Source organism: Pseudarthrobacter sp. CC4 (assembly GCF_048957775.1).
Lineage (GTDB): Bacteria > Actinomycetota > Actinomycetes > Actinomycetales > Micrococcaceae > Arthrobacter.
In genome coordinates, this window is the sequence record NZ_JARCCZ010000014.1 from 77,453 (window position 1) to 102,610 (window position 25,158).

A 25,158-nucleotide genomic window follows, 5' to 3' on the forward strand; every position below is an offset into this window, starting at 1 on the left:
ACGCACCTGTGAACAGGCTGGGACCTATCCTTACCGGTGCCTGAACTCCGGCTGGCGCTTCTCGCTGAATGCCGCCATGCCTTCCTTCTGGTCCTCTGTGGCGAAGAGGGAGTGGAACAGCCTGCGCTCGAACAGGACACCCTGGGCCAGCCCGGTTTCGAAGGCGGCGTTCACGGCTTCCTTCGCCACCATGGCCGCGGGCTTGGACTTTGACGCGATCACATCAGCGGCCTTGAGGGCCTCCTCCACGACATCCTCGGCAGGCACCACCCGGGACACCAGGCCGCAGCGGTCCGCCTCCTCCGCTCCAATGAACCGTCCCGTAAGGATCAGGTCCATTGCCTTGGCCTTGCCCACCGCACGGGTCAGCCGCTGCGAACCGCCCATGCCCGGCAGGACGCCCAGGTTGATCTCCGGCTGGCCGAACTTGGCGTTGTCCCCGGCGATGATGAGGTCGCACATCATGGCCAGCTCGCATCCGCCCCCCAGTGCGAATCCAGAGACCGCGGCAATGGTGGGAATGCGGAGCCTGGTGAAATCCTCCCAGCCGCGGAACCAGTCGGCTGCATACATATCGATGTAGCTTTGGTCCGCCATCTCCTTGATGTCCGCCCCGGCAGCAAAGGCCTTGCCGGAACCCGTGATGACCACGGCTCCCACGCCCGGATCTGCGTCCATGATCCTCACGGCGGACACGAGTTCCTCCATGGTGTCCTTGTTGAGGGCATTAAGCGCGTGCGGCCGGTTCAGCGTCACCAGCCCTACCCGGCCCCGCTGTTCCACGAGGATGTTCGTGTATTCCGTCACTCCGGGCTCCCGTCGTCCTGCGCGGCACTGCGTGCTGCGCTTGGTGGTGCACCGCCTGACGCGTCCTGCAGTGCACTGGTTCTTGAGTTGTCTGGTTCCGCGCCGTCCGGGCGCCCGGACATGTTGCGGATGTCCGTGATGATGCCCGAGAAGTCCCTGCCGGCGCCCTCCCCCGCGGCAAACGTATCGTAGATTTCTGCTGCAAGCGGGCCCATCCGCGCCGCCACCCCGGTGCTTTTGAGCGCGTTGAGGGCGAGGTTGAGGTCCTTTGCCATGAGGGCTCCGGCAAAACCGGGCTGGTAGTCGCGGTTGGCAGGGCTCGTGGGAACGGGGCCGGGGACCGGGCAGTTGGTGGTGAGCGCCCAGCACTGCCCGGACGCTGCAGACGCCACATCAAACAGCGCCTGGTGGCTCAGGCCCAGCTTCTCCCCCAGGACGAAAGCTTCGCTGACGGCGATCATGGAAACACCGAGGATCAGGTTGTTGCAGATCTTGGCAGCCTGGCCCGCGCCGTGCCCCCCGCAGTGCACCGCGCGCTTGCCCATGACGTCGAGCAGCGGACGGACGTGCTCGACGCCCTCGTCCTCCCCGCCGACCATGAAGGTCAGGGTACCGGCTTCCGCGCCCACCACGCCGCCCGAGACCGGAGCGTCCACTGACCGGTGGCCGGCGCCCACAGCGAGGGCTGCCGCTTCGCGGGCCTCGTCGACGTTGATGGTGGAGCAGTCCAGGAACATGGTTCCGGGCTTCGCCGCCGCCAGCAGCCCCCGTTCTCCGGCGTTGCCGCGGTAGGCATCCAATACATGCCGGCCGCTGGGGAACATCGTGAGGACCACATCCGCGCCGGATACTGCTTCCTCCGCGCTCGCCGCAGTGGGGACGCCGGCGGCCTGGGCGGCTTCAAGGGCTGCCGGCACAACGTCGAAGCCGGTCACGGGGTAGCCGGCCCTGACCAGGTTCACGGCCATGGGGCCGCCCATATGGCCGAGGCCCAGGAACGCCACAGTGTACTTTTCAGGCATGGTCAGGCTCCTTTAGCTGCAGGTCCACGCTGTTAAGGTCCAATTCCCTGCTGCCCAGCGGCTCGAAAAAGCGGGCCACCAGGCCCGGTTCCACCTCGGCCAGGGTGGGCGGCTTCCAGCGGGGGTTCCGGTCCTTGTCCACCACCTGCGCCCGGATGCCCTCCCGGAAGTCCGGCGCAGACAGGAACCGGAGGCCCACGCGGTATTCCTGGGCCAGCGCCTCATCCAGTGTCCGGCCCCTAATCCTGCGCAGGGAGGCCAGCGTGACCTTGACCGACGTGGGCGACTTCGCCTCGATGGTATCGGCGGCCTGCAGGGCTTCGGCGCTCTTGCCCCCTTGGTAGCCGCGCAGGCGCCGCACAATCTCCTCGGCGTCGTCCGAGGCATAGCAGCTGTCGATCCAGTCCCGCTGCCCCTCCAGCACGGAGGGCGGGGCTTCCACCCGGTAACGCCCGACGGCGGCGTCCGCCGTCTCGTCCTCCAGCGCCGCCACCAGGGCAGGCAGCTTTTCGGACGGGACAAAGTGGCTGGCCAGGCCAAGGAACAGGGCGTCCGCTGCGGTCAGATGCGCGCCCGTCAGGGCGGCATGGGTTCCGGCTTCCCCGGGGGCGCGGGACAGGAGGAAGGTCCCGCCCACGTCGGGGGCAAAGCCGATGGTTGTTTCCGGCATCCCCGTCCGGGTGCGCTCGGTAACCACCCGGACGGACCCGTGCGCGGAAATGCCAACGCCCCCGCCCAACACCAGCCCGTCCATCAATGCCACATAGGGCTTGGGATACCGGGCAATGAGGGAATTGACCTGATACTCCGTCTCCCAGAAATGCGCCGTCCTGCCACCGCCCGCCAGCATGTCTTCGTAGATTGCCACGATGTCGCCGCCGGCACAGAGGCCACGGCTGCCGGCGCCCTGCACCAGGACCGTGGCAACGCCGTCGTCGTCCGCCCACAGGGTGAGCTGCTCCAAAAGCGCGCCAACCATCCCCGCCGTAAGCGCATTCACCGCCTTGGGCCGGTTGAGGGTCACCACCCCCAGCCGGCCGCGGCGCTCGAACAGCACCTCGGCGTTGCTGCCTGCAGCTCCGGAGGGGCTCCCGGCACCGTCTGCTGCGCTGTTTGCCATGCTGGCCGCCATCAGCTTCCTTCCGGCATCACGAAGCTGGCTCCGTTGCGTATTCCTGACGGCCACCGCGTGGTCACCGTCTTGGTCTTGGTGTAGAAGCGGAACGCGTCCGCGCCGTGTTGGTTGAGGTCGCCGAATCCTGACGCCTTCCAGCCACCGAACGTGTAATACGCGATGGGCACGGGGATGGGCACATTGACGCCCACCATGCCCACGTCCACCCGGGTGGCGAAATCCCTGGCGGCGTCACCGTCGCGGGTGAAAATCGCGACGCCGTTGCCGAACTCGTTGTCAGTGCACAGCCGCAGGGCTTCATCATAATCAGCCGCCCTGACAACGCTGAGGACGGGACCGAAGATCTCATTGCGGTAGATCGCCATGTCCTTGCTGACGTGGTCGAAAAGGGTGGGCCCTATCCAGAAGCCGTCTTCATGTCCCTGCACGCTGAAGCCCCGGCCGTCGGCCAGCAGCGTGGCGCCTTCATCCACCCCTGCCTGGATGTAGCCCTCGATGCGCTCCTTGGCGGCAGCCGTGACCACCGGGCCAAAGTCCGTGTCCTTGTCCAGGCTTGGGCCCACCCTGAGCGCCTTGATCCGTTCCTGGAGCCTGGCCACCAACCGGTTGGCTGTCTCCTCCCCTACCGGCACGGCCACCGAAACAGCCATGCAGCGCTCGCCGGCTGAGCCGTATCCCGCTCCGATGAGGGCGTCGGCCGCCTGGTCCAGGTCCGCATCAGGCATGACCACCATGTGGTTCTTGGCACCGCCAAAGCACTGCGCCCGCTTGCCGTGGGCCGCAGCCGTGGCGTAGATGTACTGGGCCACGGGGGTGGAGCCCACGAACCCCACGGCTTTTACCCGGGGATCCTCGAGCAGGGCGTCCACTGCTTCCTTGTCTCCGTTCACCACATTGAACACCCCGTCCGGAACGCCCGCCTCGGCGTACAGCTCGGCCAGGCGGAGGGGCACGGAGGGATCGCGTTCGGAGGGTTTCAGGATGAAGGCGTTGCCGGCCGCCAGGGCGGGGCCGGACTTCCACAGCGGAATCATCGCGGGAAAGTTGAACGGCGTGATGCCCGCCACCACGCCAAGGGGCTGGCGCAGTGAGTGGATGTCAATCCCCGGGCCCGCATCGGTGGAGAACTCGCCCTTGAGCAAGTGCGGCGCGCCGGCAGCGAACTCCACCACTTCCAGGCCGCGCTGGATGTCGCCTTTCGAATCGGCGAGGGTCTTCCCATGTTCGGAGGAGAGCAGCCGGGCGAGCCCATCGATGTCCTGGTTGACCAGGTCCACGAACCGCAGCATGATCCTGCCGCGCCGCTGCGGGTTCATGGCCGCCCACTCCACCTGCGCCTTTTCCGCGACAGCTACTGCGTTCTGCACCTCGTCCCGGCCGGCGAGCGGCACCCGGGCCTGGACCTCGCCGGTGCATGGATCAAAGACGTCGCCAAATCGGCCTGACAGGCCGGCAGCATGGTGGCCGCCGACAAAATGGGAGAGTTCGCGGACCATGACTGCAGGCTCCTTCGCATGTGATCCAGGTCATTCCTGTTTGCGAATATACTCGGACTTCCTACTAATTTCCATACGCGCTGCCCTGGCCCCGTGGCAGGGTGGCGGTCTGCGCCGTCGTGCGGCACAGTGGTCCCCGATTCCGGCGGATTGGACCCACCGCGCGGGCGTGTCCGCGCCGTTGTGCCCCGTTTCGGAGCCCTGCCCCGGTCCGCATCTCCGGCGCTCAAGGTAGGTTAGGAACTGTGAAGATTGCTACCTGGAACGTGAACTCCCTCCGTGCCCGCGCCGACCGCGTCGAAGCCTGGCTTCAGCGCAGCGACTGCGATGTCCTGGCCATCCAGGAGACCAAGTGCAAGGATGAAAACTTTCCGTGGGAACTCTTTGAGCGGATGGGCTACGAGGTTGCCCACTTCGGCGTCAACCAGTGGAACGGGGTGGCCATCGCTTCCCGCGTGGGGCTGGACGACGTGGAGCGCACCTTCCTGGACCAGCCCTCGTTCGGCAAGGCCGGCAAGGACCCCGTGCAGGAGGCCCGGGCCATGGCCGCCACCTGCGCCGGTATCCGCATCTGGAGCCTCTACGTCCCCAATGGCCGTTCCCTGGACGACGAACATATGCCGTACAAGCTCAAGTGGCTGGAGAGCCTGAAGACGCACGCCCAGGAACTGGTCACGCAGAACCCCGAAGCCCAGGTGGCCCTGATGGGCGATTGGAACATCGCCCCGTTCGACGAGGACGTCTGGGACATCGACCTCTTCGTCAACAACCGGTACACCCACGTCAGCCCGCCCGAGCGAGCCGCCTTCCACGCCTTCGAGTCGGCAGGCTTCACCGACGTAGTGCGCCCCTACACCCCGGGCCCGGGCGTATACACGTACTGGGACTACACCCAGCTGCGCTTTCCCAAAAAAGAGGGCATGCGGATCGACTTCGTGCTGGCCAGCCCGGCCCTGGCGGCGCGCGTGACCGGCGCTGCGATCGACCGCGAGGAGCGCAAGGGCAAGGGCGCCTCGGACCACGCCCCCGTGCTGGTGGAACTGGCGGACTGATGTCAGCATCCTGGACCCACGTTGGGAGGCCGAGATGACCGGAAACCTCTACCGGGGCCAGGCCGGCCTGCCATTCTCGTCCACCCTGCGTGTCTACGAGCCGCTGGAAGCCTTCCCCGAGGAGCAGCGCCAGGCAATCCAGGCGGAGGGCGCGCGCTCGGCCTCCCGCGCCGCCGTCGAAAATGCGGAACTCCTGGCCTCGCTGGGACGCATCACGCGCTCCGGCGGCGACCCCTTCCCCACGGGACGCACGGACCTGGTCCGTGTCACCACTGCCCCGGCATCATCCGCGGGAACCCCCGGCGAAACATCCGACGACGACAATGCTGACGCGGAGCCGGTGCTGCTGTACTGCCCCAGCCAGTTGGTGCTCAGGGCCGGCCTGGCGGCCAACGCCCTGATGCAGGGCATCCACGGTCCGCTGGCCGAACTGCTGATCCCCGAGGAGCAGCGGGACAAGCATCAGGAACGGATAGACCAGGTCAAAGCGCGCGACGGATCCGTCCGGGTGCACACCCGTGCATCCACTTGGGGGATCCCCTTCAGCTGGTTCTCCCTGTTCATGGAATCGGACCACAAGGACGTGGTGGAGGCCGGCGGCCGGATCGTCACCGTCCGGGTGTGGGCGCCCATTACCGACGCCTTGGAGCGGGCGCGCTACGCCGTGGCGAACCTTGCCCTGGCCGCACCGGACCTGGACATGCTGGACGACCTCGCCCAGCTCACCGAATGGCTGGAACTGTTCCACGTCAATTCGATGGTGGAGCTTGACTATGGGGCTGTTGCCGACAAGGTGTACCCGGACGATTCGCCCATGGATATCCGGCTGGGCATTGAGTGCCTCGCCGAGGGGGACATGACCGGCGCCGCTGCAGCCTACCGGCGCCTGGCGTCCCGCTGGATCCCCATCCGCCAGCTGGCGCGCGCTTCCTGACGCCATCCGCGCGGGCCAGTCGTTCAGGACTGGGGCGGCGCCGTGGTCCTTCGGACAATCAGTTCATGGGGCGCGACGGCGGACCGCACGGAGCCGATCTGCCCGTCCAGTTCATCCAGCAGCATCTTGGTGGCCAGCTCTGCCTGCTCATCGGGCCGCTGGCCAACGGTGGTCAGTCCCATGGCGTCGGCGAAATCGTGGTTATCGATGCCCACCACGGAGAGTTCCTCCGGGACCCGCACGCCGATGCGGGCCGCTTCAAAAATGACGCCCATGGCCATCTCGTCCGAGGCGCAGAAGATGGCAGTCGGCTTTTTCCCCGGCTTGGACCAGAGCCGGCGCAAGGCTTCCTGGCCGCTGCGGACCGTGAAGTCACCCCATTCATCCCACTCGCGGCGGGTGGGGAGGCCGGCGGCCGTCATGACGTCCTTGAACGCAAGGATACGGACCCGGGGAACATCAAAGTTCAGGTCTGTCTCGTCGTCCCCGTGCAGCAGGGCAATATCCCGGTGGCCCAGGTCGATCAGGTGGCGGACGGCAGCAGATGCAGCGGCATAGTCGTCAATGCCGATATAGGCGCACTCTTCGACGTGGCCGCCCACCACCACCAGCGGAATGTCGATCTTCTGCAGATGGTCCAGCTCTTCGTGGGTCAGCGCCATACACAACACCAGCAGGGCATCGATCTGCTTATAGACCATGGTCTTGCTGAAAAGCCGCTCCCGGTTGCTCCCGTGTCCACCGAGGTTGAACAGCGAAAGGTTGTAGTTGCGGGCGTGCAGTTCGCGGTCCGCGCCCTCGATGGCCTTGGAAAAGAACCAGCGGCTCACGAACGGGGCAAGCACCCCGATGGTCCTGGTGCGTCCCGTGGCCAGGCCGGACGCGGAGGAGGAGGCAACGTAGCCCAGGTCTCCTGCGACGTCGAGGATCTTTTGCCGCGTTGCCGGGGACACCCGGGGCAGTCCCCGGACCGCCCGGGACACGGTGGCGGTGGACACTCCTGCGGCGGCCGCTACGTCTTCAATGCTGACCCCGCTGTGGCCTCCCCGTTGAGACCTTTCAGTTGTGCGTGCCACGGTGTCCCCTCATGTACTCCCTGCAGGTGTCCGCCCTGCTTAATGCGATACCGCCGTGCCAATCGTATTTTGGACACAGTCGTGCATCGCAGTGTTACCGCGCCGGGTGGACGCCGGCAGCGGATCCAGCTGTATCATCTCCGTTCCGGCAGGCGCCGCCGCAGCCGCACCATTCCGTACAGCGCCAAAAGCGTTGCCAGCAGGCCCAGTGCCCAGCCAAGGGCGGGCTGCGCAGTCACCTCCATCCAGACGGTGACCACAAGAAGGACCAGTGCCCAGAAGCCGAGGAACCCGATGATGATGTCAAAATCCTCGCCGGACCTCAGGAGCCGGCGGCCACCCCCCGCCCCCGGGGTGCGGGGGCGGGAAGCGTCGCGTGTCACTTGACCGCACCAGCCGTCAGGCCGGCAACGATCTTGCGCTGGAAGACAAGCACCAGGATCACCAGAGGAATGGTGACAATGGTGCCCGCGGCCATGATGGCGGTGTAGGGGATCTGGTTGGGCTGCGCGCCGGCGAAGCTGGCGATGGCAACCGTGACGGGCTTCGTTGCCTCATTCGACAACTGGCTGGCGATGAGGAATTCATTCCAGGAGGAGATGAAGGCCAGGATCGCCGTGGTGAAGATGGCCGGGGCGGCCAGCGGCATGATCACTTTCCGGAACGCCTGGCCCTGCGTGCAGCCGTCAACGCGGGCTGATTCCTCAAGCTCCCACGGCATCTCGCGGAAGAAGGAGGTCAGTGTGTAGACGGTGAGCGGCAGGACGAAGGAGATGTTCGGGATGATCAGGGCCTGGTAGGTGCCCATCCAGCCGATGTTGGTGAAAAGCTGGAACAGCGGGGTGATCAGGGCAACACCGGGGAACATGGAGGCGCCCAGGATGAACCCCAGCACGAGGTACTTGAACCGGAAGTTCAGGCGTGCCAGTGCATAGGCGGCGAAGACGCCGATCACCAGCGAGATCACCGTGACCGTCACACCGATAATGATGCTGTTGCCAAGGGCCCGGCCGAACTGGTTGCCGAAGGACGTATCGAACGCAGTGGTGAAGTTGTCCATGGTCACGTGCGTCGGCCAAGGCGTTGTGTCGTAGGTGAAGCCGACCTCGCGGAACGCCGTCACCACCATCCAGTAAGCCGGTGCAAGGCACCAGATCAGGATCACGACGGCGCTGATGTACGTACGGGCGCTCGCCCACTTTTCCCGGGTCTGGGCGGCCTTGCGGCCCTTGTCCTGCTGCGCCCGCAATGCCGTGGAGGCAGTTGTGGTTGTCATTTCTTCCCCTTACCGGTGGCTCCGCTTTGTTCCACGACGTTCGCACCGAGGAAGCGGACGAAGATGAATGCGACCAGGAAAATGATGATGAACGTAATGGTGGACAAGGCAGCTGCCGAGTTGAACCCTTGCCTGATCTGGTTGATCACCAGGATGGACAGTGTGGTGGTGTTATTGGCACCGCCGGTCAGGATGTAGGGAAGGTCGAACATACGCAGGGCATCCAGGGTGCGGAACAGGATGGCCACCATCAGCGCGGGCTTCACCAGCGGAAGCGTGATGAGGCGGAAGCGCTGCCAGGCACTTGCGCCATCGACCTTTGCGGCCTCGTAGACCTCTGCCGGGATCATCTGCAGGCCGGCCAGGATCAGCAGCGCCATGAACGGCGTGGTTTTCCAGGTGTCTGCGATGATCACTGCCCACTTGGCCGGCCACTCGCTGCCTGTCCACAGGATGGAAACGTTGAACAGCTTGTTGATGATGCCGTTGAAGTCGAACATGAAGAGCCACAGCTGGGCCGTGACAGCGGTGGGGATGGCCCACGGAACGAGGACGGCTGCGCGGACCAGGCCGCGGCCCTTGAACGTCCGCGCCATGATCATGGCCATCCAGAAGCCAAGCACTGTCTCAAAGGCCACGGTGATGACCGTAAAGAGGAAGGTGGTTCCGGTGGCGGTCCAGAACTGGCCGCCAAGGGTGCCCGGCGGGCAAGCGACGGTACCACCGTTCGGGGCGGCACACTGCTGCCCCAGCCAGTTGACGTAGTTTTGGATACCCGCTGGGCCCCCGGCCGTGAACAGCCCGGTGACCGGGTCCAGCCCCGCATCCTTCTGGAAGGACATCACAATGGCGCTGATGATGGGGTAAACAATGACGATGCCCAGGGCAATGATCGTGGGAGCCAACAGCCAGGAGGCCCATTTGCCCTGGCTGAGGATCGCGTTGTCTTCGCCTACACCTTTGGGACCGTGGTGTACATCGGGGGCGCCCGACGCCGGCTTTACCGGCGTCGGGCCCAATTCGGTTGCCATGGCTAAACTACGATCCTGCGCCAGCGGACTCGATGGACTTCTGCATGTCAGACAGCGCGTCCTTGGCCGGCTTCTCACCCTTCAGTGCAGCGTAGGCGTTTTCCTGGATCGCCTGCGTAACAGCCGGGTAGAACGGGGTTACCGGACGGGGAACAGCGTTCTCGATGGAGGTCTTCAGCACCGGCAGGTACGGAAGCTTGGCAACCAGTTCCTTGTCTTCATACAGTGCACCGAAGACCGGAGCCAGCGAACCCTTCGTGGCGAAGAACTTCTGCTGCTCTTCCGCGATCAGGAACTTCACGAAGTCCAGGGAAGTTGCCTTGTGGTCCGAGTAGACGCTGATGGCTGCGCTGTGGCCGCCGAGGGAGGAGGCACCGGGGCCGTCCTTGCCCGGCAGGGCAGCCATGCCCAGCACGTCCTTCACCTTGGAGGAACCTTCAGTGGTGGCCAGGTTGTAGACGTAGGGCCAGTTGCGGAGGAAGAGCAGCTTGCCTTCCTGGAAAGCGCGGCGGCTTTCCTCTTCCTGGTAGGTGATGGCCTCGGCCGGGATGTTCCCGTTCTTGAAGGCCTCAACCAGGTTGTTCAGGCCCTTTTCTGCCTCAGGGGTGTTCAGGTTCGGCTTGCCCTGGTCATTAAGGACGGATCCGCCGGCCGAGTTGATGGCCTCGGAAGCATTGACCGTGAGGCCTTCATACTGCTTGAACTGTCCCGAGTAGCAGCCCATGTTGTTCTGCTTTGCGATGGAGCACATCCCCATCATCTCGTCCCACGTCTTGGGTGCTTCCGGCACAAGGTCCTTGCGGTAGTACAGGATGCCGCCATCGGAAGACACCGGGGCTGCGTACAGAGTGCCCTTGTACGAACCGGCTTCGACCGTGGGTTCAAGCATTCCCTTGGTTTCTACGGCCATCTTGTCCTTGAGGGGCTGCAGCCACCCCTTGGCTGCGAACTCGGCGGTCCACACGACATCCACGCTTGCCACATCGTAGTCAGCGTTCTTGGCCTGGAAGTTCTGTACCAGGTCGTCATGCTGCTGGTCGGCCTGGTCCGTCTGCTCCTTGAACGTGACCTTCTCGTCCGGGTGGGCAGCATTCCACTTTTCGATCAGGGGACGCACCACATTGCTGTTGTCTTTGCCTTGGACGTACGTAATGGGACCCCGGCTGTCTAGGTTCTTTTCGGCGTCGGTACCGCCGCCGCCAGTGGTCCCGCCGCCGCCTCCGCCGCCGCAAGCGGTCAGGGACAGGGCCAGGACACCGGCGGTTGCAGCCGGCAGTAGGAATCTAGGGGTTTTCATTGGCTTGAAGCTCCTCGCTGAGTGACAAGTAAGTCGGCAGTGCGCTTGCTAGGTGAGGTTGATGTGGTGACCATCACACTAGTAAGGTTGCTCGTGGTTATGCAAGCGTTTACATCAAAAAGTTATCTGAGAGGAACCAAATGTCCAACCCGGCCGTTCCTGCCTCCGACGCTTCCCATGAATGGTGGACTGACGCCGTCGTCTACCAGATCTACCCCCGGTCTTTCGCGGACGGCAACGGCGACGGCATGGGCGATTTGCGCGGGGTGATGGACCGCTTGCCCTACCTGGAACGGCTGGGCGTGGATGCAATCTGGCTGTCCCCCTTCTACAAGTCGCCGCAGGCCGACGGCGGCTATGACGTGGCCGATTACCGCCAGGTTGACCCCCTGTTCGGGTCCCTGGCGGACTTCGATGCGATGTTGCATGAAACTCACCGGCGGGGCATGAAGGTCATCGTTGACCTGGTCCCCAACCACACCTCTGACGAACACGCGTGGTTCCGGGAGGCCCTCGCTGCGCCGCCGGGATCCCCTGAACGCGACCGTTACATCTTTCGCCCCGGGAAGGACGAAGTACCCGGATCCGGCGACGGCAACCGGGCACCGAACAACTGGAAATCGATTTTCGGAGGACCGGCCTGGACCCGGATCACCGAAGCGGACGGCTCCCCGGGCGAGTGGTACCTCCACCTGTTCGACACGAAGCAGCCGGACCTGAACTGGGACAACCAGGAAGTGCAGGAGGAGATGCGCTCCGTACTCCGCTTCTGGCTGGACCGCGGAGCGGACGGTTTCCGGGTGGACGTTGCGCACGGCATGGTCAAGGAGGCCGGCCTGCCCGACTGGGACGGGGTGGCGGCAATGGTTGAAGGCACCTCGGCTGAGGGCAAAGTGGAGGTGCACAGGGAACCGTCGCTGCCAGGCGATGCGCCCGGCGCACATACCAATGCCGAAGAACCCCACCGCGCCGTATCTCCCGTTTATCCGCCGTCGCCCTTCTTCGACCAGGACGGCGTGCACGCGATTTACCGTGACTGGCACCGCGTCCTGTCGGAGTACGGCAGCGACCGGATGATGGTGGCCGAAGCCTGGGTGGAACCAGCAGAGCGGCTGGCGCTTTACGTCCGGCCGGACGAAATGCAGCAGGCCTTCAACTTCGACTTCCTGATGGCCGGGTGGGATGCAGAACGGATGTCAGAGGCGATCGACGCATCCCTGAAGGCCGCCGCAGCCGTGGGGGCACCGTGCACCTGGGTGCTGAGCAACCACGACACCGTCCGCCATTCCACCCGGTTCGGCCTCAAGGATCCCACCACCTTTCCCAAGGGCATCGCAGCGGACGATGAGCAGCCGGATGCCGCCCTTGGACTGGCCCGGGCCCGGGCGGCCACCCTGGTGGAGCTGGCGCTGCCGGGTTCCGCCTACCTGTACCAGGGCGAGGAACTGGGGCTCCCTGAGCACACCACGCTTCCCCCGGAGGCCCGCCAGGACCCTACCTTTTTCCGGACGCAGGGGGCAGAAACCGGCCGCGACGGCTGCCGGGTCCCGCTGCCTTGGGCGGCGGGACTACCTGGCTATGGCTTCTCACAGTCCTTCCAGGGCGAAGCGGCCCCGCCCTGGCTTCCGCAGCCCGAAAGCTTCGGTCCGCTCGCAGCGGACCAGCAGGAAATCGAGGAAGGCTCCACGCTGGAGCTGTACCGGGCTGCACTGGCGTTCCGGTCCGCCCGGAACCTGGGCAAGGGTTCCCTTGAATGGGCCGAGGTCCACGCTCCGGAAAGCGGCCTGCTGGGCTTCCACAACGGAGATGTGCTGGTCCTGGCCAACATGGGCTTTGCCTCCGCGCCCATCCCTGAGGGCTACTCCGTGGAGCTGTCCAGCGGCACGGAGCCAGCCTCGGAATGGGGCCAAATGGATGAGGTGCCCGTGGACTGCGCCGTCTACCTCACCCGGAACTAGTCGTTCAGCGGACGCGCTCGGCCCTGCCGAAGCGCGTCCGCGCCCCGGCGCCGATGTGGATGAGGACAGGAATCTTCCTGCCCACCACGGCTTCAAGGGAATCCAGCAGTTCCGCCACCTCAGCTGCGAGCAGGTGCGGTGCCACGCCCTGCCGGGGCAGGAGCCGCACTTTCAAGGCCGGGGACCCCTTGACGTCATAGGTGACCACAGTGGAACCGGCCAGGTCCGGCCGGCCGGCGAGGGCCTGCTTGAGGGCTTGCTCAGCCACTCCCCCGCTGATCCGGACGTCCCCGGGAACGTCGCCGGGATCGTACTCGGCAGCCAGCAGGTTGGAACGGCCCTTGCCCTGCTGCGCGATCCAGGCAACCATGAGGCCGATCAGCAGGAGGAGGGCCAAGGCCACCACAATCCACAGCCAGCTCTCCGAACGGCCAGGGAAACGGGTGGCGTTGAAGGCGCTGTTGGCTGTGTCCCAAAGGCCCGCGGACCAGGAGTGCCACCACGGCCCGACCGCCGGCACCGCTGCCAGCAGCATCAACAGCACTCCTATGGACAGCAACTTAAGGCCCAGGACAGTGAGCAGGATCCTGTTGAGGAGGCTCGGGGTGCTGTTCATGCCCCGATCACCCCGGACGGCGCCACGTTAATGCGGACTCCGGGTGCGGGATCGAGCCCCATTTCATCGAGCTCATCCTGGACCGCGGCGAGCACGCTTTCCTCCCGGACGGGCACGCCGGACGTTGGCCGGACATTCACCACAACCTGCCGCCGGGAGACCACCACCATCACCTGCTCGGGTGTCACGTTGGCGGCCAGGCGGGCCCGCCGGGCCAACGAGGAGGCGATGACCTCATCATCCACCACCACAGCCGGTCCGGCCCCGGCACGTCCGCCGGGCACCAGAAGGTGCCTGGCACGCCGTCCGGGCAGTACTCCGTTGAGGAAGAAGACCAGGCCAACCATCGCCAGCACGGCACCGATCGCGCCCAGCAGCAGCGGGGAAATCCCTGCGGGCAGGGCAACGATGCGCTGTGCCGCCGCTTGGGGATCGATGAGCCACGGAGGCTCGCCGATGACGTGCACGGCAGCTTCCAGGAGTCCGTACGCGGCCAGCACCATGACGACGACGGCGGCGATAGTTGCCATCGCTGCCCGTGATGAATGGGTTTCCCGCCGCAAAATCCGGTCCATGTCCGGCCCGTTTGCCCTGCGGACGCGTGACTGCGGGTCCGAAGCTTCAGCGCTGCTCCCCTGCCGGGTTCGGTTCACTGGACCCGCCCCCCTTGGCTGATCCTGACGCCGCTGATCCTGATATCCACCCGGCTCAGCTGTGCGCCGCTGAGCTCGGCCACGGTAGCAAGGATGTGGGCTTTGGCGCTGACGCCACGGTCCCAGATGGAGCCTCCGAAAGCCTCCACCCGACTGGGGTCGAGGGCTGCCGCCCGCAGCGGCGGTGCGCTGATCGGCGCGACGAGGGACAGTGCCAGCAGGCCGTCGTCGTCAGCCCAGTCCGCCCTGACGTCCTGGGCGTCGACGCCCAGGGCCTGGGCGGCGGCCGCCTTCGCGAGGCTTGTCAGGGCTTGCGTACTGATCCGGTTGTGGCCGTTGAGCACCTGCGCCCGCACGGCCGGCGCGGGCGAACTCATGAGGATGAGCGCCGGCCGATGATGGCATCCAGCACGCCGCGCAGGTCCAGTTTGCCCTCCGCGGCACGGCCCAGCAGCGCCCCGACCGCCATGAAGAGCAGGGATATAAGGAAGCCCCACAGGCCGAACTGCAGGGACATGAAGGCGACGAACGCGCCCATCGCCATACCGGCTACGGTGAGGTTCACAGCAGTGCCTCCCTTTCGGTAGGGCCGGGGGTAGTTGGCTTTACGGGCGGCGGCACGTAGACGTCAGTGACCTCCACGTTGACCTCGATGACCTGGAGTCCCACCAGTTCCTCCACCGCGCGGTAGACGGCGGCCCGGACCTGGTCTGCGAGGGAGTGGAGGGGAGTCCCGTAGCTTGCCACCAGGCTGATGTCCACGGCCACCTGGGTTTCGCCGACTTCCGCATGCACCCCGGCAGCATGGTCCGAACTGCCGACGGCGTCCCGGATGGCGCCCAGTGCGCGTGACGGTCCGGACCCCAGGGAATAGACCCCGGGGACGGCACGGGCGGCGATCCCCGCCACCTTGGCCACTGCTGTTTCGGAGATCACGGTGCGGCCCAGCGCCGACGCCGGGACCGGCACGGCGCGGCCCTGGACGGCCGCCTCGGGTTGTGGGTTCTGGTATTCCATCAGGCACTCCCCCTTCTGTTGCTCCCAACCCTATCCCTTGCCCGGGGCTTACGGCAGAAGGCAGGCCCCGCGGGGGCCCGCGGACGGGGCCGGGAACATCAGGTCAAGGGTGGAACATCGCGGCAAGCGTTAAGGGCAGCCGTTAAGCAGAAAAGCACCAGTTCCGAAGAACTGATGCTTCCCAGTGGTGGCTCCGACCGGCGTCGATCCGGTGACCTTTCGATTTTCAGTCGAACGCTCTACCAACTGAGCTACAGAGCCTAGGTGACTAGTCACCATGAGAGCCGGAATTGCTTCCAACAATCAGAGCGACCCTGACGGGACTTGAACCCGCGACCTCCGCCGTGACAGGGCGGCGCGCTAACCAACTGCGCTACAGGGCCTTGCGTTTCTTGCTTCCGCAGTATCTCTACCGCCTTTTTCAAGGCTTCCAGCCTACCAGACATTTTCTGCCTGCCTGACCAGTTCCTTGCGTACCCCCAACGGGATTCGAACCCGTGCCGCCGCCGTGAAAGGGCGGTGTCCTAGGCCGCTAGACGATGGGGGCCAGAACCCGTTCGGAACAAAATAAAAGGCGTCAAGCGAGGCTTTCCGTCTTTGTCCTTTGCGTTTCTCCGAACTGGACTCTAAAACTATAGGGCCTAGGCAGGAATTATCCAAAATCGGCCAAAACACCGCCGCCGGGAGGGCTGGACGGGCCAAGATGGACGGATGGATCCCGTAGCAGCGCTCAACGAGATTGCCTTCTGGCTGGAGCGCGGACGCGCCGCCACCTTCAAGGTCCAGGCGTTCCGCAAGGCGGCAGCGGCCATCAGCCCGGTGCCGCCGGAGGAAGTGGCCGACCGTGCGCGCAACGGCCGGCTGAAGTCGATGAAGGGCATCGGCGACCGGACGTACCAGGTGATCCGGCAGGCGGTAGAGGGAGAGGTCCCGGACTATCTCGCCGACCTCCGCGAGAAGGGCGCCCGGCCGCTGGCTTCCGCCGGGGCCTCCATCCGGGACGCCCTGCGGGGCGACCTGCACAGCCACAGTGAATGGTCCGACGGCGGCTCCCCCATCGAGCTGATGGTGGCGGCCGCCGGGGTGCTGGGCAGGGAATACCTTGCCCTGACGGACCACTCCCCCAACCTCACTATCGCGAACGGGCTCTCGGCGGAGCGCCTCCTGCAGCAACTGGACGTGGTGGACGCGATCAACGACGGCATCCGCACCGCGGTCGATGACGCCCGGGCGGCGGACCCAGTGCAGTTGCTGGCCGGCATCGAGGTGGACATCCTGGAGTCCGGGGACCTGGACCAGGAACCGGAGTTGCTGGACCGCCTGGACATTGTGGTGGCCAGCGTCCATTCAAAGCTCCGCGCGGACAGCAGAACCATGACCCGGCGGATGCTCGGCGGCATCCAGGACCCTCACACCAACATCCTTGGCCACTGCACGGGGCGCCTCGTCGAGGGGTCCCGGGGGACGCGGCCGCCGTCGGACTTCGATGCCAAGGAGGTGTTCGCCGCCTGCGCTGAACACAACGTGGCAGTCGAGATCAACTCACGGCCGGAACGGCAGGATCCGCCGGACGCGCTGATCCAGCTGGCGCTCGAGGCCGGCTGCTTGTTCTCGATCGACAGCGATGCCCACGCGCCGGGCCAGCTGGATTTCCTGCAGTACGGAGCGGAGCGTGCCGAGCGGAACGGGGTCCCCGCTGACCGCATCATCACCACCTGGCCGGTGGAACGCCTGCTGGAATGGGCGGGCGCCCGGTAGGCCTGGCCGAACGGGTCCCGAACGGGTCCTACTTGACGGCGTCGGCGAGCTTCTGCCGGAAATCGGCCTTGGTGGTGAGCGTGAGCTTTTCGCCGTCCAGGAAAAAGGTGGGCGTTCCAGTCACGCCGAGCGCCTTGCCGTCCGCAACGTCGGCCAGGATGCGCTCCTCCGTCCCGGGGTCGGCGACGGCGGCATCGAAGCGGGAAAGGTCCAGCCCCAACTGCTCGGCGTAGGTGCGTAAGAGGGGGGCCTGGGATGCCTGGTTCCCGGCCCACTGGGACTGGGTTTCGAACAGCCTGTCGGCCATCTGCTGGTACTGCCCCTGCTGGCCGGCGGCCTCGGCAGCAAGGGCCGCCTGCCCCGAATTCGGGTGGGCCGACAGGGGGAAGTGCCGGTGGACGAACGTGATCCTGTCGCCGAACTCCGCCTTGAATTCCTCCACCACCGGATGGATGGAGCCACAGGACGGGCATTCGAAATCAAGGAATTCCACGAGCTGCGCCTTCTCCACCGCCGGGCTGGTCAACCGGTGGCTGTCCGTCCGGACCAGCTGTTGGGAGCCGCCTGGCTGGGAGGCGGATTCCGGTGACTTCCCCAGCGTCAGTACCGAGTACCAGGCAGCACAGCCCGCCACGATCAGCGCGAGGACGATCCAGGGCACCCTCCTGGCAAGGCGTGCAGAATCGCGGGGTGGAGCCGGGCTTGAGACCATAAACCGCATCCTAGCCGAGGCGCCGTGTCGCGGGGCTGCGCGGCTGCCCGCCTTTTTGGCAGGAAGTTGCCCAGACATGGCCGATTTCCGCCAGCCAGTGCTGCCTGCCCGCGGCTAGATTTGCTTCATGCCTTCAACCAGCCCCGCCAGCCCTACCGCCACTGCACCTCCCCAAGCCGCCGCCGCCCGGGTGAAGGCTCTCGGAGTGGCCGCCATGGTGGTGACCGTAGTCCTTTGGGCATCGGCCTTTGTGGGTATCCGGGCGATAGGCCCACACTTTTCCCCCGGCTCCCTAACGCTCGGCCGGCTGGTGATTGCCGCCGTCGTACTGGCCCTGCTGGTCCTCCCCCAACTGCTGAAGAGCAGGCTGCTGCCCCGGGGACGGGAATGGTGGCCCATCCTCGCCTACGGAGTGATGTGGTTCGGTGGGTACAACGTGGCGCTGAACGCCGCAGAGCACGTGCTTGACGCCGGCACCAGCGCCCTGCTGATCAATGTCAACCCCATCCTTGTGGCCATCATGGCCGGCATTTTCCTCAAGGAGGGCTTCCCGCGGTGGCTGATCATCGGGAGCCTGGTTGCCTTCGCCGGGGTGGCGTTGATCGCCTTCGGGTCCGGCCAGGCTTCCGCGCCAGGGGAACGCACGACGGCGGACGTGGCAGGCGTGCTGCTATGCCTCCTTGCCGCCGTGCTCGCCGCAGTCAGCGTCATCATCCAGAAGCCGGTGCTGCGGAAGTTTCCTGCAGCACAAGCCACCTGGTTCGGGATCCTTGTGGGCGCGGTGTGTTGCCTGCCCTTTACCGGCCAGCTCATAGCCGAGGTCCAGGCCGCGCCGCCGCAGGCAACCTGGGGCCTCGCCTACCTTGGCGTCTTTCCAACAGCGATCGCCTTCACCACCTGGGCGTACGCGCTCTCACTGGTGGATGCGGGGAAGCTGGCCGCCACCACGTACCTGGTGCCCGGAACCACCATCCTGATTTCCTGGCTGCTGCTCGGTGAAATTCCCGGCGTCCTGGGCCTGGTTGGCGGACTGGTCTGCCTGGTCGGCGTGGGTCTGACCCGGCGCAGGAGCAAGGCTGCACGCGGGGCCGGGCCGTCCGCCTCCCGCTAGAATCCAGGTATGCCAGCCAGCCTGCCGCCGGGACTGCCGACCGTTCCTGAAGGCCCCAGCGAGCCCCTTCGCTTCACCATGCCCGAGGACGAGTTCGAGGCCGCCGTCCAGGACGCCCTGGACAGCATCCCGGAGAAGCTGGCGGCCGCCATGGACAACGTGGCGGTCTTCATCGAGGACGACTACGTGCCAAAACCCGGAGAGGACCCGGACACGGTCCTGCTGGGGCTCTACGAAGGCGTGCCGCTGACCGAACGTGATTCCTGGTGGGACGCCGGCTCGCTTCCGGACAGGATCACCATCTACCGCGAACCCATCCTGGAGATCTGCTCCTCACGGGAGGACGTCATCCACGAAGTTGCGGTGACAGTGGTGCACGAAATCGCCCACCACTTCGGGATAGACGACCACCGGCTGCACGAGCTCGGCTGGGGCTAGCCTTGTAGGCATGGGACACGACCACAGCCACACCCACGGAATCACCGCGACCGGCCGGCACCGGAAACGGCTGGTGGCTGTCCTGGTGATCACGCTCGCCGTGGTCCTGGTCCAGGTGGTGGGCGCCGTCCTTTCCGGATCATTGTCCCTGCTGGCCGATGCGGGCCATATGCTCTCTGACGCGGCGGGCGTGACAATCGCCCTGCTGGCCGCCTGGATAGCGGGACGGCCTGCCAGCGACCAGAGAACCTATGGCTACCAGCGAGCAGAGGTGCTTGCCGCACTGGCCAACGCATTGATCCTGGTGGTGATCTCCGTTGTCATCTTCACCGAAGCGGTGCGCCGGATCGGCGCGGCGCCGGAAGTGCAGACCAACATCATGCTTTTCGCCGCCATCCTCGGCGCGGCAGCGAACGTGGCCTCCCTCCTGATCCTGCACGGCGCCCACCAGGAGAGCCTCAACGTGCGCGGCGCCTACCTGGAAGTGCTCGGTGACCTGCTGGGATCCTTCGCTGTCATTGCTGCCGCCGTGGTGATCATGGTGACCGGCTTCCAGGCCGCGGACACCATCGCTTCCGTGGTGATCGCCCTGCTGATCCTGCCTCGGGCCTGGTCCCTGCTCCGCGACGTGGTGGATGTGCTTCTGGAGGCCAGCCCCAAGGGGGTGGAAGTACAGATGATCCGTGAGCACATCCTTTCCGTCGAAGGCGTCACGGACGTGCACGACATCCACATCTGGACCATCACATCCGGCGTTCCGGTCTTTTCCGCGCATGTGGTGGTGGAGGACGGGGTGCTCAACGCACGCGGCGCGGACCAGCTTCTGGACAAGCTGGTCACCTGCCTGGGCTCGCACTTCGACACGGACCACTGCACCTTCCAGCTGGAACCCGCCACGCATTCCGAGCACGAGGCCCATCAGCACGCCTAGCCAAGCCATGCCGCCGGGTTAACCGGAACGTCCGACGCGACACGCCGTTCCGCGGGTCCGGTCAAATGACACTGATGTGTTTTATGTTAGTGATGTGACTATTGTTGCCAAAGTGCAAGGGGTCGCGTAACCTCGGACTGCTGGCGGGCATCAGAGGGGCACTGTTGTGCCTCCACCAGGACCTCCAGCCCTACCGCTTCGAGGTTCCTGCAGATGGTTTCAAACAATTCCTTTCGCAAGTCGCTGCGCACTACCCTGGGCAAGTCCGCCGTGGTGTGTGCCGCCGTCGTGATGGTGGGGACTGCGGCAGCGCCCGCAGGCGCGCTGCCCGCCCCGCAACGGCCCTCTTTTTCCATCCCGGCCTCGCCGGAAGTCCCCTCGGCGGAAGACATCGCCGCAGCGAAATCAAACGAGGCCGCCGCCGCGGACCAGGTGGCAGTGATCGAACGGATCCTTGGCTCCGCCTCTGAGTCCCGGCAGGCCGCTTTTGCCGTGGCAATGCAGGCAAACAACGCTTACAGCGAAGCCCTTGTGGAGCTGCAGCAGCGCAGCTCCGCAGCGGCAGCGGCGTCAGCCAGGGCTGCGACAGCGCAGGAGCAGCAGGACAAAACCCGCAGGCAGGTGGGGCAGCTGGCCGGCGACCTCTACCGCAACGGCGGCCTGAACCCCACGCTTGGCACGCTGGCCAGCGGCGGCGGAGAAACCCTTCAGCAGGCAGCCACCCTCCAGGCGCTCTCGGCCGGCCGGAGCCGGGCCTTTGAGGCTGCAGACGCCGCCGCCGAAGCAACACGTTCCCTGACCGCGGCAGCAGAAGAAGCCACGAAGGCCGCGGACGAGGCAGCCCGAACAGCCGAAACCCGGAAGTCCCAGGCTGACGAAGCCAACGCAGCCTCCGCCAAGGCAGTGGCGGACGCCAAGGCACAGCGCACTGTCCTGGTGGACCAGCTGGCCCAACTCCGGAACACCACTGTGGCACTGGAATCGGCCCGGGTGGACGCCCTGGACCGGCAACGGGAAGAGGCCGGGCTGACGGCACTGGCGGCTGCGGCCGAAAAAGCGGCGGCAGAGGCGGCAGCCCCTGAGCAGCGGACCACCGCGGGCGACCGGCCTGCCGCTGCAGCACCGGCGGCACCGGCACTTCCCGCTCCCGCGGCTCCCCCGCCCGCGGCGGCTCCAGCGCCTGTGCCCGTCCCGCCCGCTGCGCCGGCTCCAGCGCCTGCGCCCGCCCCGGCTCCAGCCCCCGCGGTACCCGCCCCCGCCCCGGCACCCGCCCCGTCCCTTGGCGGAGGAACCTATGAGGCGGCCATCTCGGCCGCCCTGGCGAAGGTAGGCGCGCCCTACTATTACCAATGGGGCGGAACCGGCCCCTACGGTTTTGACTGCTCAGGCCTGGTGCAGGCGGCGTTCGCCGCCGCCGGAAAGAACCTCCCGCGCACGGCCGGACAGCAGTACGCATCCGCCTCCACGCACGTTCCCCTCTCCCAGGCACGGCGCGGGGACCTGCTGGTGTGGGGCTCGCCGTCGAACTTCTACCATGTAGCCATTTACCTCGGGAACGGGCAGGTGGTCCACGCGCTGAACCCGCAGGAGGGCATCGGGGTGACCCAGCTCAGCGCCATGGCCGGGATGCAGCTCTACCCGTACGCCGCGCGCTACTAGGCCGGCCGCCACCAAAGGCGCGCAGTTAGCTCAGGACGTCCTTGGTGACGAACCGGCCGTACGCGAGCGCGCCGAACACGGCCACGTATCCCGCCTGCAGCAGTGCGTTGCTGGCGAACGAGTCCCACAGTACGGGCTGGCGGAGCAGGTCCCCGAAGCCCAGCCAGTAGTGGCTGAAGAGCCACGGGTGCAGCCATTCGAGCTGTGGCAGTTGGTCGAGGACCTGGGACACTACGGAGATCACCACCGTGGCGGCCATGGCACCCACCGGAACCACGGTGAGGGTGGACAGGAACAACCCAATCGCGGACAGCCCGGCCAGGGAGACGGCCAGGTATGCGGCGATCAGGAGGAGGCGGAGCGCGGCCTCCGAAGGCTGGATGACGTCCCCTGACAGCAGGGTCACCGGCCCCACGGGGAAAAGCGCTGCCCCGATGGCGGCCCCGGCGAGGGCCACCGTGACCGGCGCAGTCAGGCAGAAGGCCAGCGCGCCGGCGTATTTCACCAGGAGCAGCCGGACACGGCCCGTCGGGGCAACCAGCAGGTACCTGAGCGTTCCCAGGTTTGCCTCGCCTGCGATGGTGTCGCCCGCCACCACCCCGACCGTGAGCGGCAGGAAAAGCGGGACGGACACCAGCATGGCGGTGAACGCCACGAACAGGCCGTTCTGCGTAATGCGGTCCAGGAAGGCCGGACCCCGCCCGGGGGGAACGGCCGAGGAGACCCGGACGGCCACCGCAATCAGGACCGGGAGGGCGGCCAGTGCCAGCAGCAGGGCCCAGGTTCGCCGGCGCCGGAACAGCACCGCGATTTCCGAGCCGAGAAGAGACCAGCCGGCTCCGCGCGGGGGCGCCACGGCCCCGGCGGATGTTTCCTGGTCCTGGTCCGGCACGTCCTGGTCCGGCACGCTACTGGGCAACGTCGAACCCCTCCCCGGTCAAGGCGACAAACCGGTCCTCGAGGCTCTCCCGTTCCACCGCAAAGCCGCGGACCCGGACGCCCGCCTGCACCAGCGCAGCCACCAGCTCCTCCGGGGCAGGGTGTGCCGCTCCGATGCCGTTGCGGGCAAGGTCGGCCGTGAGCACCTGCCCGTCCGGCTGGGGCGGTCCTTCCTCCGGGGCCAGCCCCAGCCGGACCAGGACGGTGGATGCCTGGCCCGCGTCCGGGGTCACCAGGCGCATGCGCGAACTGCCTGACCGGCGCAGGTCCGAAAGGGGACCCTGGGCAACGAGCCTGCCCGCACTCATGACGGCGGCATGGGTGCAGATCTGTTCCACCTCGGCCAGCAGGTGGCTGGAGACGAAAACGGTGGTTCCGTCAGCTGCCAAGGACCGTACCAGGTTCCGCACTTCCCGTGTGCCCTGTGGGTCCAGGCCGTTGGTGGGCTCATCCAGCACCAGCAGTTCGCGGGGCGACAGCAGGGCGTTGGCGATCCCCAGCCGTTGTTTCATGCCCAGCGAATAGGCATGGACACGCTTGCCGGCGGCATGGCTGAGCCCTACCCGTTCCAGCGCCGTGCCCACCCTTGCCTTTCGCGTTGCGGGGTCGGCGTGCCGGCCTGCGGCATCGAGCCGGTGCAGGTTCGCCGTTCCGGACAGGAACGGGTAGAAGGCCGGCCCCTCCACGAGCACCCCAACGCGCGGCAGGACATCCTGGAAACTGCCCGGCATCTCCTTTCCGAGCAGTTTGACCGTGCCGGCGGAAGCGGCCGCGAGGCCCAGCAGCATCCGTATGGTGGTTGTCTTTCCGGAGCCATTGGGCCCCAGGAAGCCAAAGACGGCACCAGCCGGCACGGCAAGATCCAGGCTGTCCACGGCTACCTGCTGGCCGAAATGCTTTGTCAATCCCCGTGTTTCGATGGTCAGGCCGTACGCCCAGGGTCCACGAAGCCCTGATGCGCCCGTCACGGGGCCGAGGATGCGGCTTGCAGTGTGCCCGCCGGAACCATGCCCGCATAGATGCGGCCGTCGTCGGTGAGCAGGACGGTGAACAGTGCAGTGGAGAGCACCCGCCCGCCAGGAACAACGACGGCGGCCTGGGCCAGCACCGGATTCTGCGCCAGCACCTGGCTAAGGGTTGTTCCGGCTTCGGTTCCTGCCGGAAGTTTCACCACGGTCTCCCAGCCCGACCCTGTCAGGTAGGGCCGGGCCTTGCCCTGGACATCGGCGGCGAGCTGGTCCGGGGTGAGGCGCATTCCGGGGTTGCCGGGCAACCCGGAGCTGAGTGGCCAGCGCGTGGGATGCGGGGGCTGCAGTTCCTTCACCGTGCTGCCCGGCGGCGGGACGAAGCTGAAGAGGGCGTCATCAGGGGCTTCCAGGGAGAGGCTGGTGAATCCGGCGCTGAACGCCGGCGCCTCCGCGCCGCGCGCGGTGACCTTCACGGAGAGCGGCATGCCGTTCTCCCCGTCGACGGCGATGGCTACCTTGCCAACAAGTGTTCCCTCCGTGCGCGGCTCGAGGACGAGGTTGTATGCGCGCCGGCCTGCAACGTTGAGGTCAGGGCCGATTGTCACGGCAGTTGAGCTGTCCGCCGCGGCAAGGAATTTCTCTGCCAGTTCATGGGGTGTTTTCGGAACGGGCATCCCGTCCGGGACATGATCAGTGGGGGAAGTGCCAGGAAGCTGATGGCCAGGGTCCATCATCGGCAGGTCGCTGGCATGGGCCGGCAGTGCCAGGTGCGCCGCAGAATTGTCCTTGGACGAGTAGAACCAGACGTCACTGCCGCGCCGGATGATGTCCCGTTCCGCGAGCCGGTCCACTACCTGGACGCGTGCTTTGTCCTTGCCGTCCACGAAGACCCGTGCAGTGTGGCGGCCGGTAAGGAACTCGATCGCGGACGCTGCCGCGCCGGCCGAGGCGGGCCCGGATGCGGGACCGGTTGCCGGCAACTCCGGCAGCCCCAGGTCCGAGGACTGTTCCAGTGTGCCCGAAAAAGTGTGCGCGGTGTGGGAACCGAGCAGGGCGATCACTTCGGCCGGAGTCTTCTCAGGAAGGGGATCGCCGGCCCGTGCCGGGAAGGATCCCACCAGCACCCCAGCCGCGATCACTGCAGGAACGGCCGCGGCAGGAACCCATCGCAGAAAGGACCGGTTCATGCCGCGTCCCGCGACCTGGCCGCGTCCGGGTAGCGCATACCGGCCGCTCATTGTCCGGCCGTCTCCGTCCTTGGAGCCCATAATC

The 25,158-nt window shown here is 66.4% G+C and carries 26 protein-coding genes and 3 tRNA genes; 8 read left to right on the plus strand and 21 right to left on the minus strand.

All coding sequences use genetic code 11. The features are described from left to right. Nucleotides 1–30: 30 nt before the first annotated feature. From PV768_RS10965 to PV768_RS10980, 4 genes are read right to left on the minus strand one after another with little or no spacing between them, the layout of a single operon-like run. Nucleotides 31–807: an enoyl-CoA hydratase gene (locus tag PV768_RS10965; RefSeq protein ID WP_321215221.1), complete on the minus strand. Its 777-nt coding sequence runs from the start codon at nucleotides 805–807 to the stop codon at nucleotides 31–33. Then, the gene (gene mmsB, locus PV768_RS10970) at nucleotides 804–1,829 is read right to left on the minus strand and encodes a 3-hydroxyisobutyrate dehydrogenase (protein ID WP_321215220.1); all 1,026 of its coding nucleotides are present in this window, start codon (nucleotides 1,827–1,829) and stop codon (nucleotides 804–806) included. The genes PV768_RS10965 and mmsB overlap by 4 nt, the downstream gene beginning before the upstream one ends. Then, nucleotides 1,822–2,949, minus strand: coding sequence for an enoyl-CoA hydratase/isomerase family protein (locus PV768_RS10975; RefSeq protein WP_421093022.1), 1,128 nt, complete (start codon nucleotides 2,947–2,949; stop codon nucleotides 1,822–1,824). The genes mmsB and PV768_RS10975 overlap by 8 nt, the downstream gene beginning before the upstream one ends. 11 nt (nucleotides 2,950–2,960) lie before the next feature. Beyond that, nucleotides 2,961–4,460: a CoA-acylating methylmalonate-semialdehyde dehydrogenase gene (locus PV768_RS10980; RefSeq protein WP_421093023.1), complete on the minus strand. Its 1,500-nt coding sequence runs from the start codon at nucleotides 4,458–4,460 to the stop codon at nucleotides 2,961–2,963. A gap of 245 nt (nucleotides 4,461–4,705) precedes the next feature. Here PV768_RS10980 and PV768_RS10985 point away from each other — a divergent pair, with 245 nt between their 5' ends. Both PV768_RS10985 and PV768_RS10990 read left to right on the plus strand, forming a co-directional pair. Beyond that, entirely contained in the window at nucleotides 4,706–5,512 is an 807-nt protein-coding gene (locus PV768_RS10985; protein WP_421093024.1) for an exodeoxyribonuclease III, read from the plus strand. A gap of 34 nt (nucleotides 5,513–5,546) precedes the next feature. Continuing rightward, nucleotides 5,547–6,446 carry a hypothetical protein gene (locus tag PV768_RS10990; protein WP_321215216.1) on the plus strand — a complete coding sequence of 300 codons (900 nt, stop codon included), beginning with the start codon at nucleotides 5,547–5,549 and terminating at the stop codon, nucleotides 6,444–6,446. Nucleotides 6,447–6,469: 23 nt separating this feature from the next. Here PV768_RS10990 and PV768_RS10995 read toward each other — a convergent pair whose 3' ends face one another. The 5 genes from PV768_RS10995 to PV768_RS11015 form a co-directional block, all read right to left on the minus strand. After that, the gene (locus PV768_RS10995; protein ID WP_321215215.1) at nucleotides 6,470–7,522 is read right to left on the minus strand and encodes a LacI family DNA-binding transcriptional regulator; all 1,053 of its coding nucleotides are present in this window, start codon (nucleotides 7,520–7,522) and stop codon (nucleotides 6,470–6,472) included. Nucleotides 7,523–7,656: 134 nt separating this feature from the next. After that, complete coding sequence (locus tag PV768_RS11000) at nucleotides 7,657–7,905, minus strand: hypothetical protein (RefSeq protein WP_321215214.1); 249 nt, start codon at nucleotides 7,903–7,905, stop codon at nucleotides 7,657–7,659. Then, complete coding sequence (locus tag PV768_RS11005; protein WP_157239419.1) at nucleotides 7,902–8,798, minus strand: carbohydrate ABC transporter permease; 897 nt, start codon at nucleotides 8,796–8,798, stop codon at nucleotides 7,902–7,904. The genes PV768_RS11000 and PV768_RS11005 overlap by 4 nt, the downstream gene beginning before the upstream one ends. Continuing rightward, nucleotides 8,795–9,829: a carbohydrate ABC transporter permease gene (locus PV768_RS11010; protein WP_157239420.1), complete on the minus strand. Its 1,035-nt coding sequence runs from the start codon at nucleotides 9,827–9,829 to the stop codon at nucleotides 8,795–8,797. Before PV768_RS11010 ends, PV768_RS11005 begins: the two co-directional genes overlap by 4 nt. Nucleotides 9,830–9,836: 7 nt before the next feature. Beyond that, nucleotides 9,837–11,126: an ABC transporter substrate-binding protein gene (locus PV768_RS11015; RefSeq protein WP_157239421.1), complete on the minus strand. Its 1,290-nt coding sequence runs from the start codon at nucleotides 11,124–11,126 to the stop codon at nucleotides 9,837–9,839. Between the two features lie 140 nt (nucleotides 11,127–11,266). Here PV768_RS11015 and PV768_RS11020 point away from each other — a divergent pair, with 140 nt between their 5' ends. Beyond that, nucleotides 11,267–13,084: a glycoside hydrolase family 13 protein gene (locus tag PV768_RS11020; protein ID WP_421093025.1), complete on the plus strand. Its 1,818-nt coding sequence runs from the start codon at nucleotides 11,267–11,269 to the stop codon at nucleotides 13,082–13,084. Nucleotides 13,085–13,088: 4 nt separating this feature from the next. Here the strand turns inward: PV768_RS11020 and PV768_RS11025 are convergent, their stop codons facing one another. The 8 genes from PV768_RS11025 to PV768_RS11060 all read right to left on the minus strand — a co-directional run bounded on the left by PV768_RS11025 (nucleotide 13,089) and on the right by PV768_RS11060 (nucleotide 15,917). Beyond that, nucleotides 13,089–13,700 carry a hypothetical protein gene (locus PV768_RS11025; protein WP_421093026.1) on the minus strand — a complete coding sequence of 204 codons (612 nt, stop codon included), beginning with the start codon at nucleotides 13,698–13,700 and terminating at the stop codon, nucleotides 13,089–13,091. After that, nucleotides 13,697–14,275: a hypothetical protein gene (locus PV768_RS11030; RefSeq protein WP_421093059.1), complete on the minus strand. Its 579-nt coding sequence runs from the start codon at nucleotides 14,273–14,275 to the stop codon at nucleotides 13,697–13,699. The genes PV768_RS11025 and PV768_RS11030 overlap by 4 nt, the downstream gene beginning before the upstream one ends. Nucleotides 14,276–14,349: 74 nt before the next feature. Next, entirely contained in the window at nucleotides 14,350–14,730 is a 381-nt protein-coding gene (locus PV768_RS11035) for a hypothetical protein (RefSeq protein WP_421093027.1), read from the minus strand. Next, nucleotides 14,727–14,918 (minus strand): hypothetical protein, encoded by a 192-nt coding sequence (locus tag PV768_RS11040; RefSeq protein WP_104996645.1) that lies wholly within the window; start codon nucleotides 14,916–14,918, stop codon nucleotides 14,727–14,729. The genes PV768_RS11035 and PV768_RS11040 overlap by 4 nt, the downstream gene beginning before the upstream one ends. Further along, the gene (locus PV768_RS11045; RefSeq protein ID WP_421093028.1) at nucleotides 14,915–15,370 is read right to left on the minus strand and encodes an Asp23/Gls24 family envelope stress response protein; all 456 of its coding nucleotides are present in this window, start codon (nucleotides 15,368–15,370) and stop codon (nucleotides 14,915–14,917) included. The genes PV768_RS11040 and PV768_RS11045 overlap by 4 nt, the downstream gene beginning before the upstream one ends. A gap of 185 nt (nucleotides 15,371–15,555) precedes the next feature. Then, nucleotides 15,556–15,631, minus strand: a tRNA-Phe gene (locus PV768_RS11050). A gap of 48 nt (nucleotides 15,632–15,679) precedes the next feature. After that, a tRNA-Asp gene (locus PV768_RS11055) sits at nucleotides 15,680–15,753 on the minus strand. Nucleotides 15,754–15,844: 91 nt separating this feature from the next. Further along, a tRNA-Glu gene (locus PV768_RS11060) sits at nucleotides 15,845–15,917 on the minus strand. Between the two features lie 164 nt (nucleotides 15,918–16,081). Here PV768_RS11060 and PV768_RS11065 point away from each other — a divergent pair. Next, complete coding sequence (locus PV768_RS11065; RefSeq protein WP_421093029.1) at nucleotides 16,082–17,128, plus strand: PHP domain-containing protein; 1,047 nt, start codon at nucleotides 16,082–16,084, stop codon at nucleotides 17,126–17,128. A gap of 28 nt (nucleotides 17,129–17,156) precedes the next feature. Here PV768_RS11065 and PV768_RS11070 read toward each other — a convergent pair whose 3' ends face one another. Then, a complete protein-coding gene (locus PV768_RS11070) occupies nucleotides 17,157–17,840 on the minus strand; it encodes a DsbA family protein (RefSeq protein ID WP_421093030.1) in 684 nt (227 codons plus the stop codon). Nucleotides 17,841–17,967: 127 nt separating this feature from the next. Between PV768_RS11070 and PV768_RS11075 the strand changes: the two genes are divergently transcribed. From PV768_RS11075 to PV768_RS11090, 4 genes are all read left to right on the plus strand, one after another. Then, nucleotides 17,968–18,951: a DMT family transporter gene (locus PV768_RS11075; protein ID WP_421093031.1), complete on the plus strand. Its 984-nt coding sequence runs from the start codon at nucleotides 17,968–17,970 to the stop codon at nucleotides 18,949–18,951. 9 nt (nucleotides 18,952–18,960) lie between these two features. Then, the gene (locus PV768_RS11080) at nucleotides 18,961–19,389 is read left to right on the plus strand and encodes a metallopeptidase family protein (RefSeq protein WP_157239432.1); all 429 of its coding nucleotides are present in this window, start codon (nucleotides 18,961–18,963) and stop codon (nucleotides 19,387–19,389) included. 10 nt (nucleotides 19,390–19,399) lie between these two features. Beyond that, the gene (locus tag PV768_RS11085; RefSeq protein WP_157239434.1) at nucleotides 19,400–20,320 is read left to right on the plus strand and encodes a cation diffusion facilitator family transporter; all 921 of its coding nucleotides are present in this window, start codon (nucleotides 19,400–19,402) and stop codon (nucleotides 20,318–20,320) included. A 213-nt stretch (nucleotides 20,321–20,533) separates the two neighbouring features. Continuing rightward, nucleotides 20,534–21,979, plus strand: coding sequence for a C40 family peptidase (locus PV768_RS11090; RefSeq protein WP_421093032.1), 1,446 nt, complete (start codon nucleotides 20,534–20,536; stop codon nucleotides 21,977–21,979). Between the two features lie 25 nt (nucleotides 21,980–22,004). Here PV768_RS11090 and PV768_RS11095 read toward each other — a convergent pair whose 3' ends face one another. The 3 genes from PV768_RS11095 to PV768_RS11105 are packed head-to-tail and all read right to left on the minus strand — an operon-like array spanning nucleotide 22,005 to nucleotide 25,073. After that, complete coding sequence (locus PV768_RS11095; protein ID WP_421093033.1) at nucleotides 22,005–22,898, minus strand: ABC transporter permease; 894 nt, start codon at nucleotides 22,896–22,898, stop codon at nucleotides 22,005–22,007. After that, entirely contained in the window at nucleotides 22,888–23,823 is a 936-nt protein-coding gene (locus PV768_RS11100; RefSeq protein WP_421093034.1) for an ABC transporter ATP-binding protein, read from the minus strand. Before PV768_RS11100 ends, PV768_RS11095 begins: the two co-directional genes overlap by 11 nt. Nucleotides 23,824–23,882: 59 nt before the next feature. After that, nucleotides 23,883–25,073 carry a LolA family protein gene (locus PV768_RS11105; RefSeq protein ID WP_421093035.1) on the minus strand — a complete coding sequence of 397 codons (1,191 nt, stop codon included), beginning with the start codon at nucleotides 25,071–25,073 and terminating at the stop codon, nucleotides 23,883–23,885. Nucleotides 25,074–25,158 lie beyond the last annotated feature (85 nt).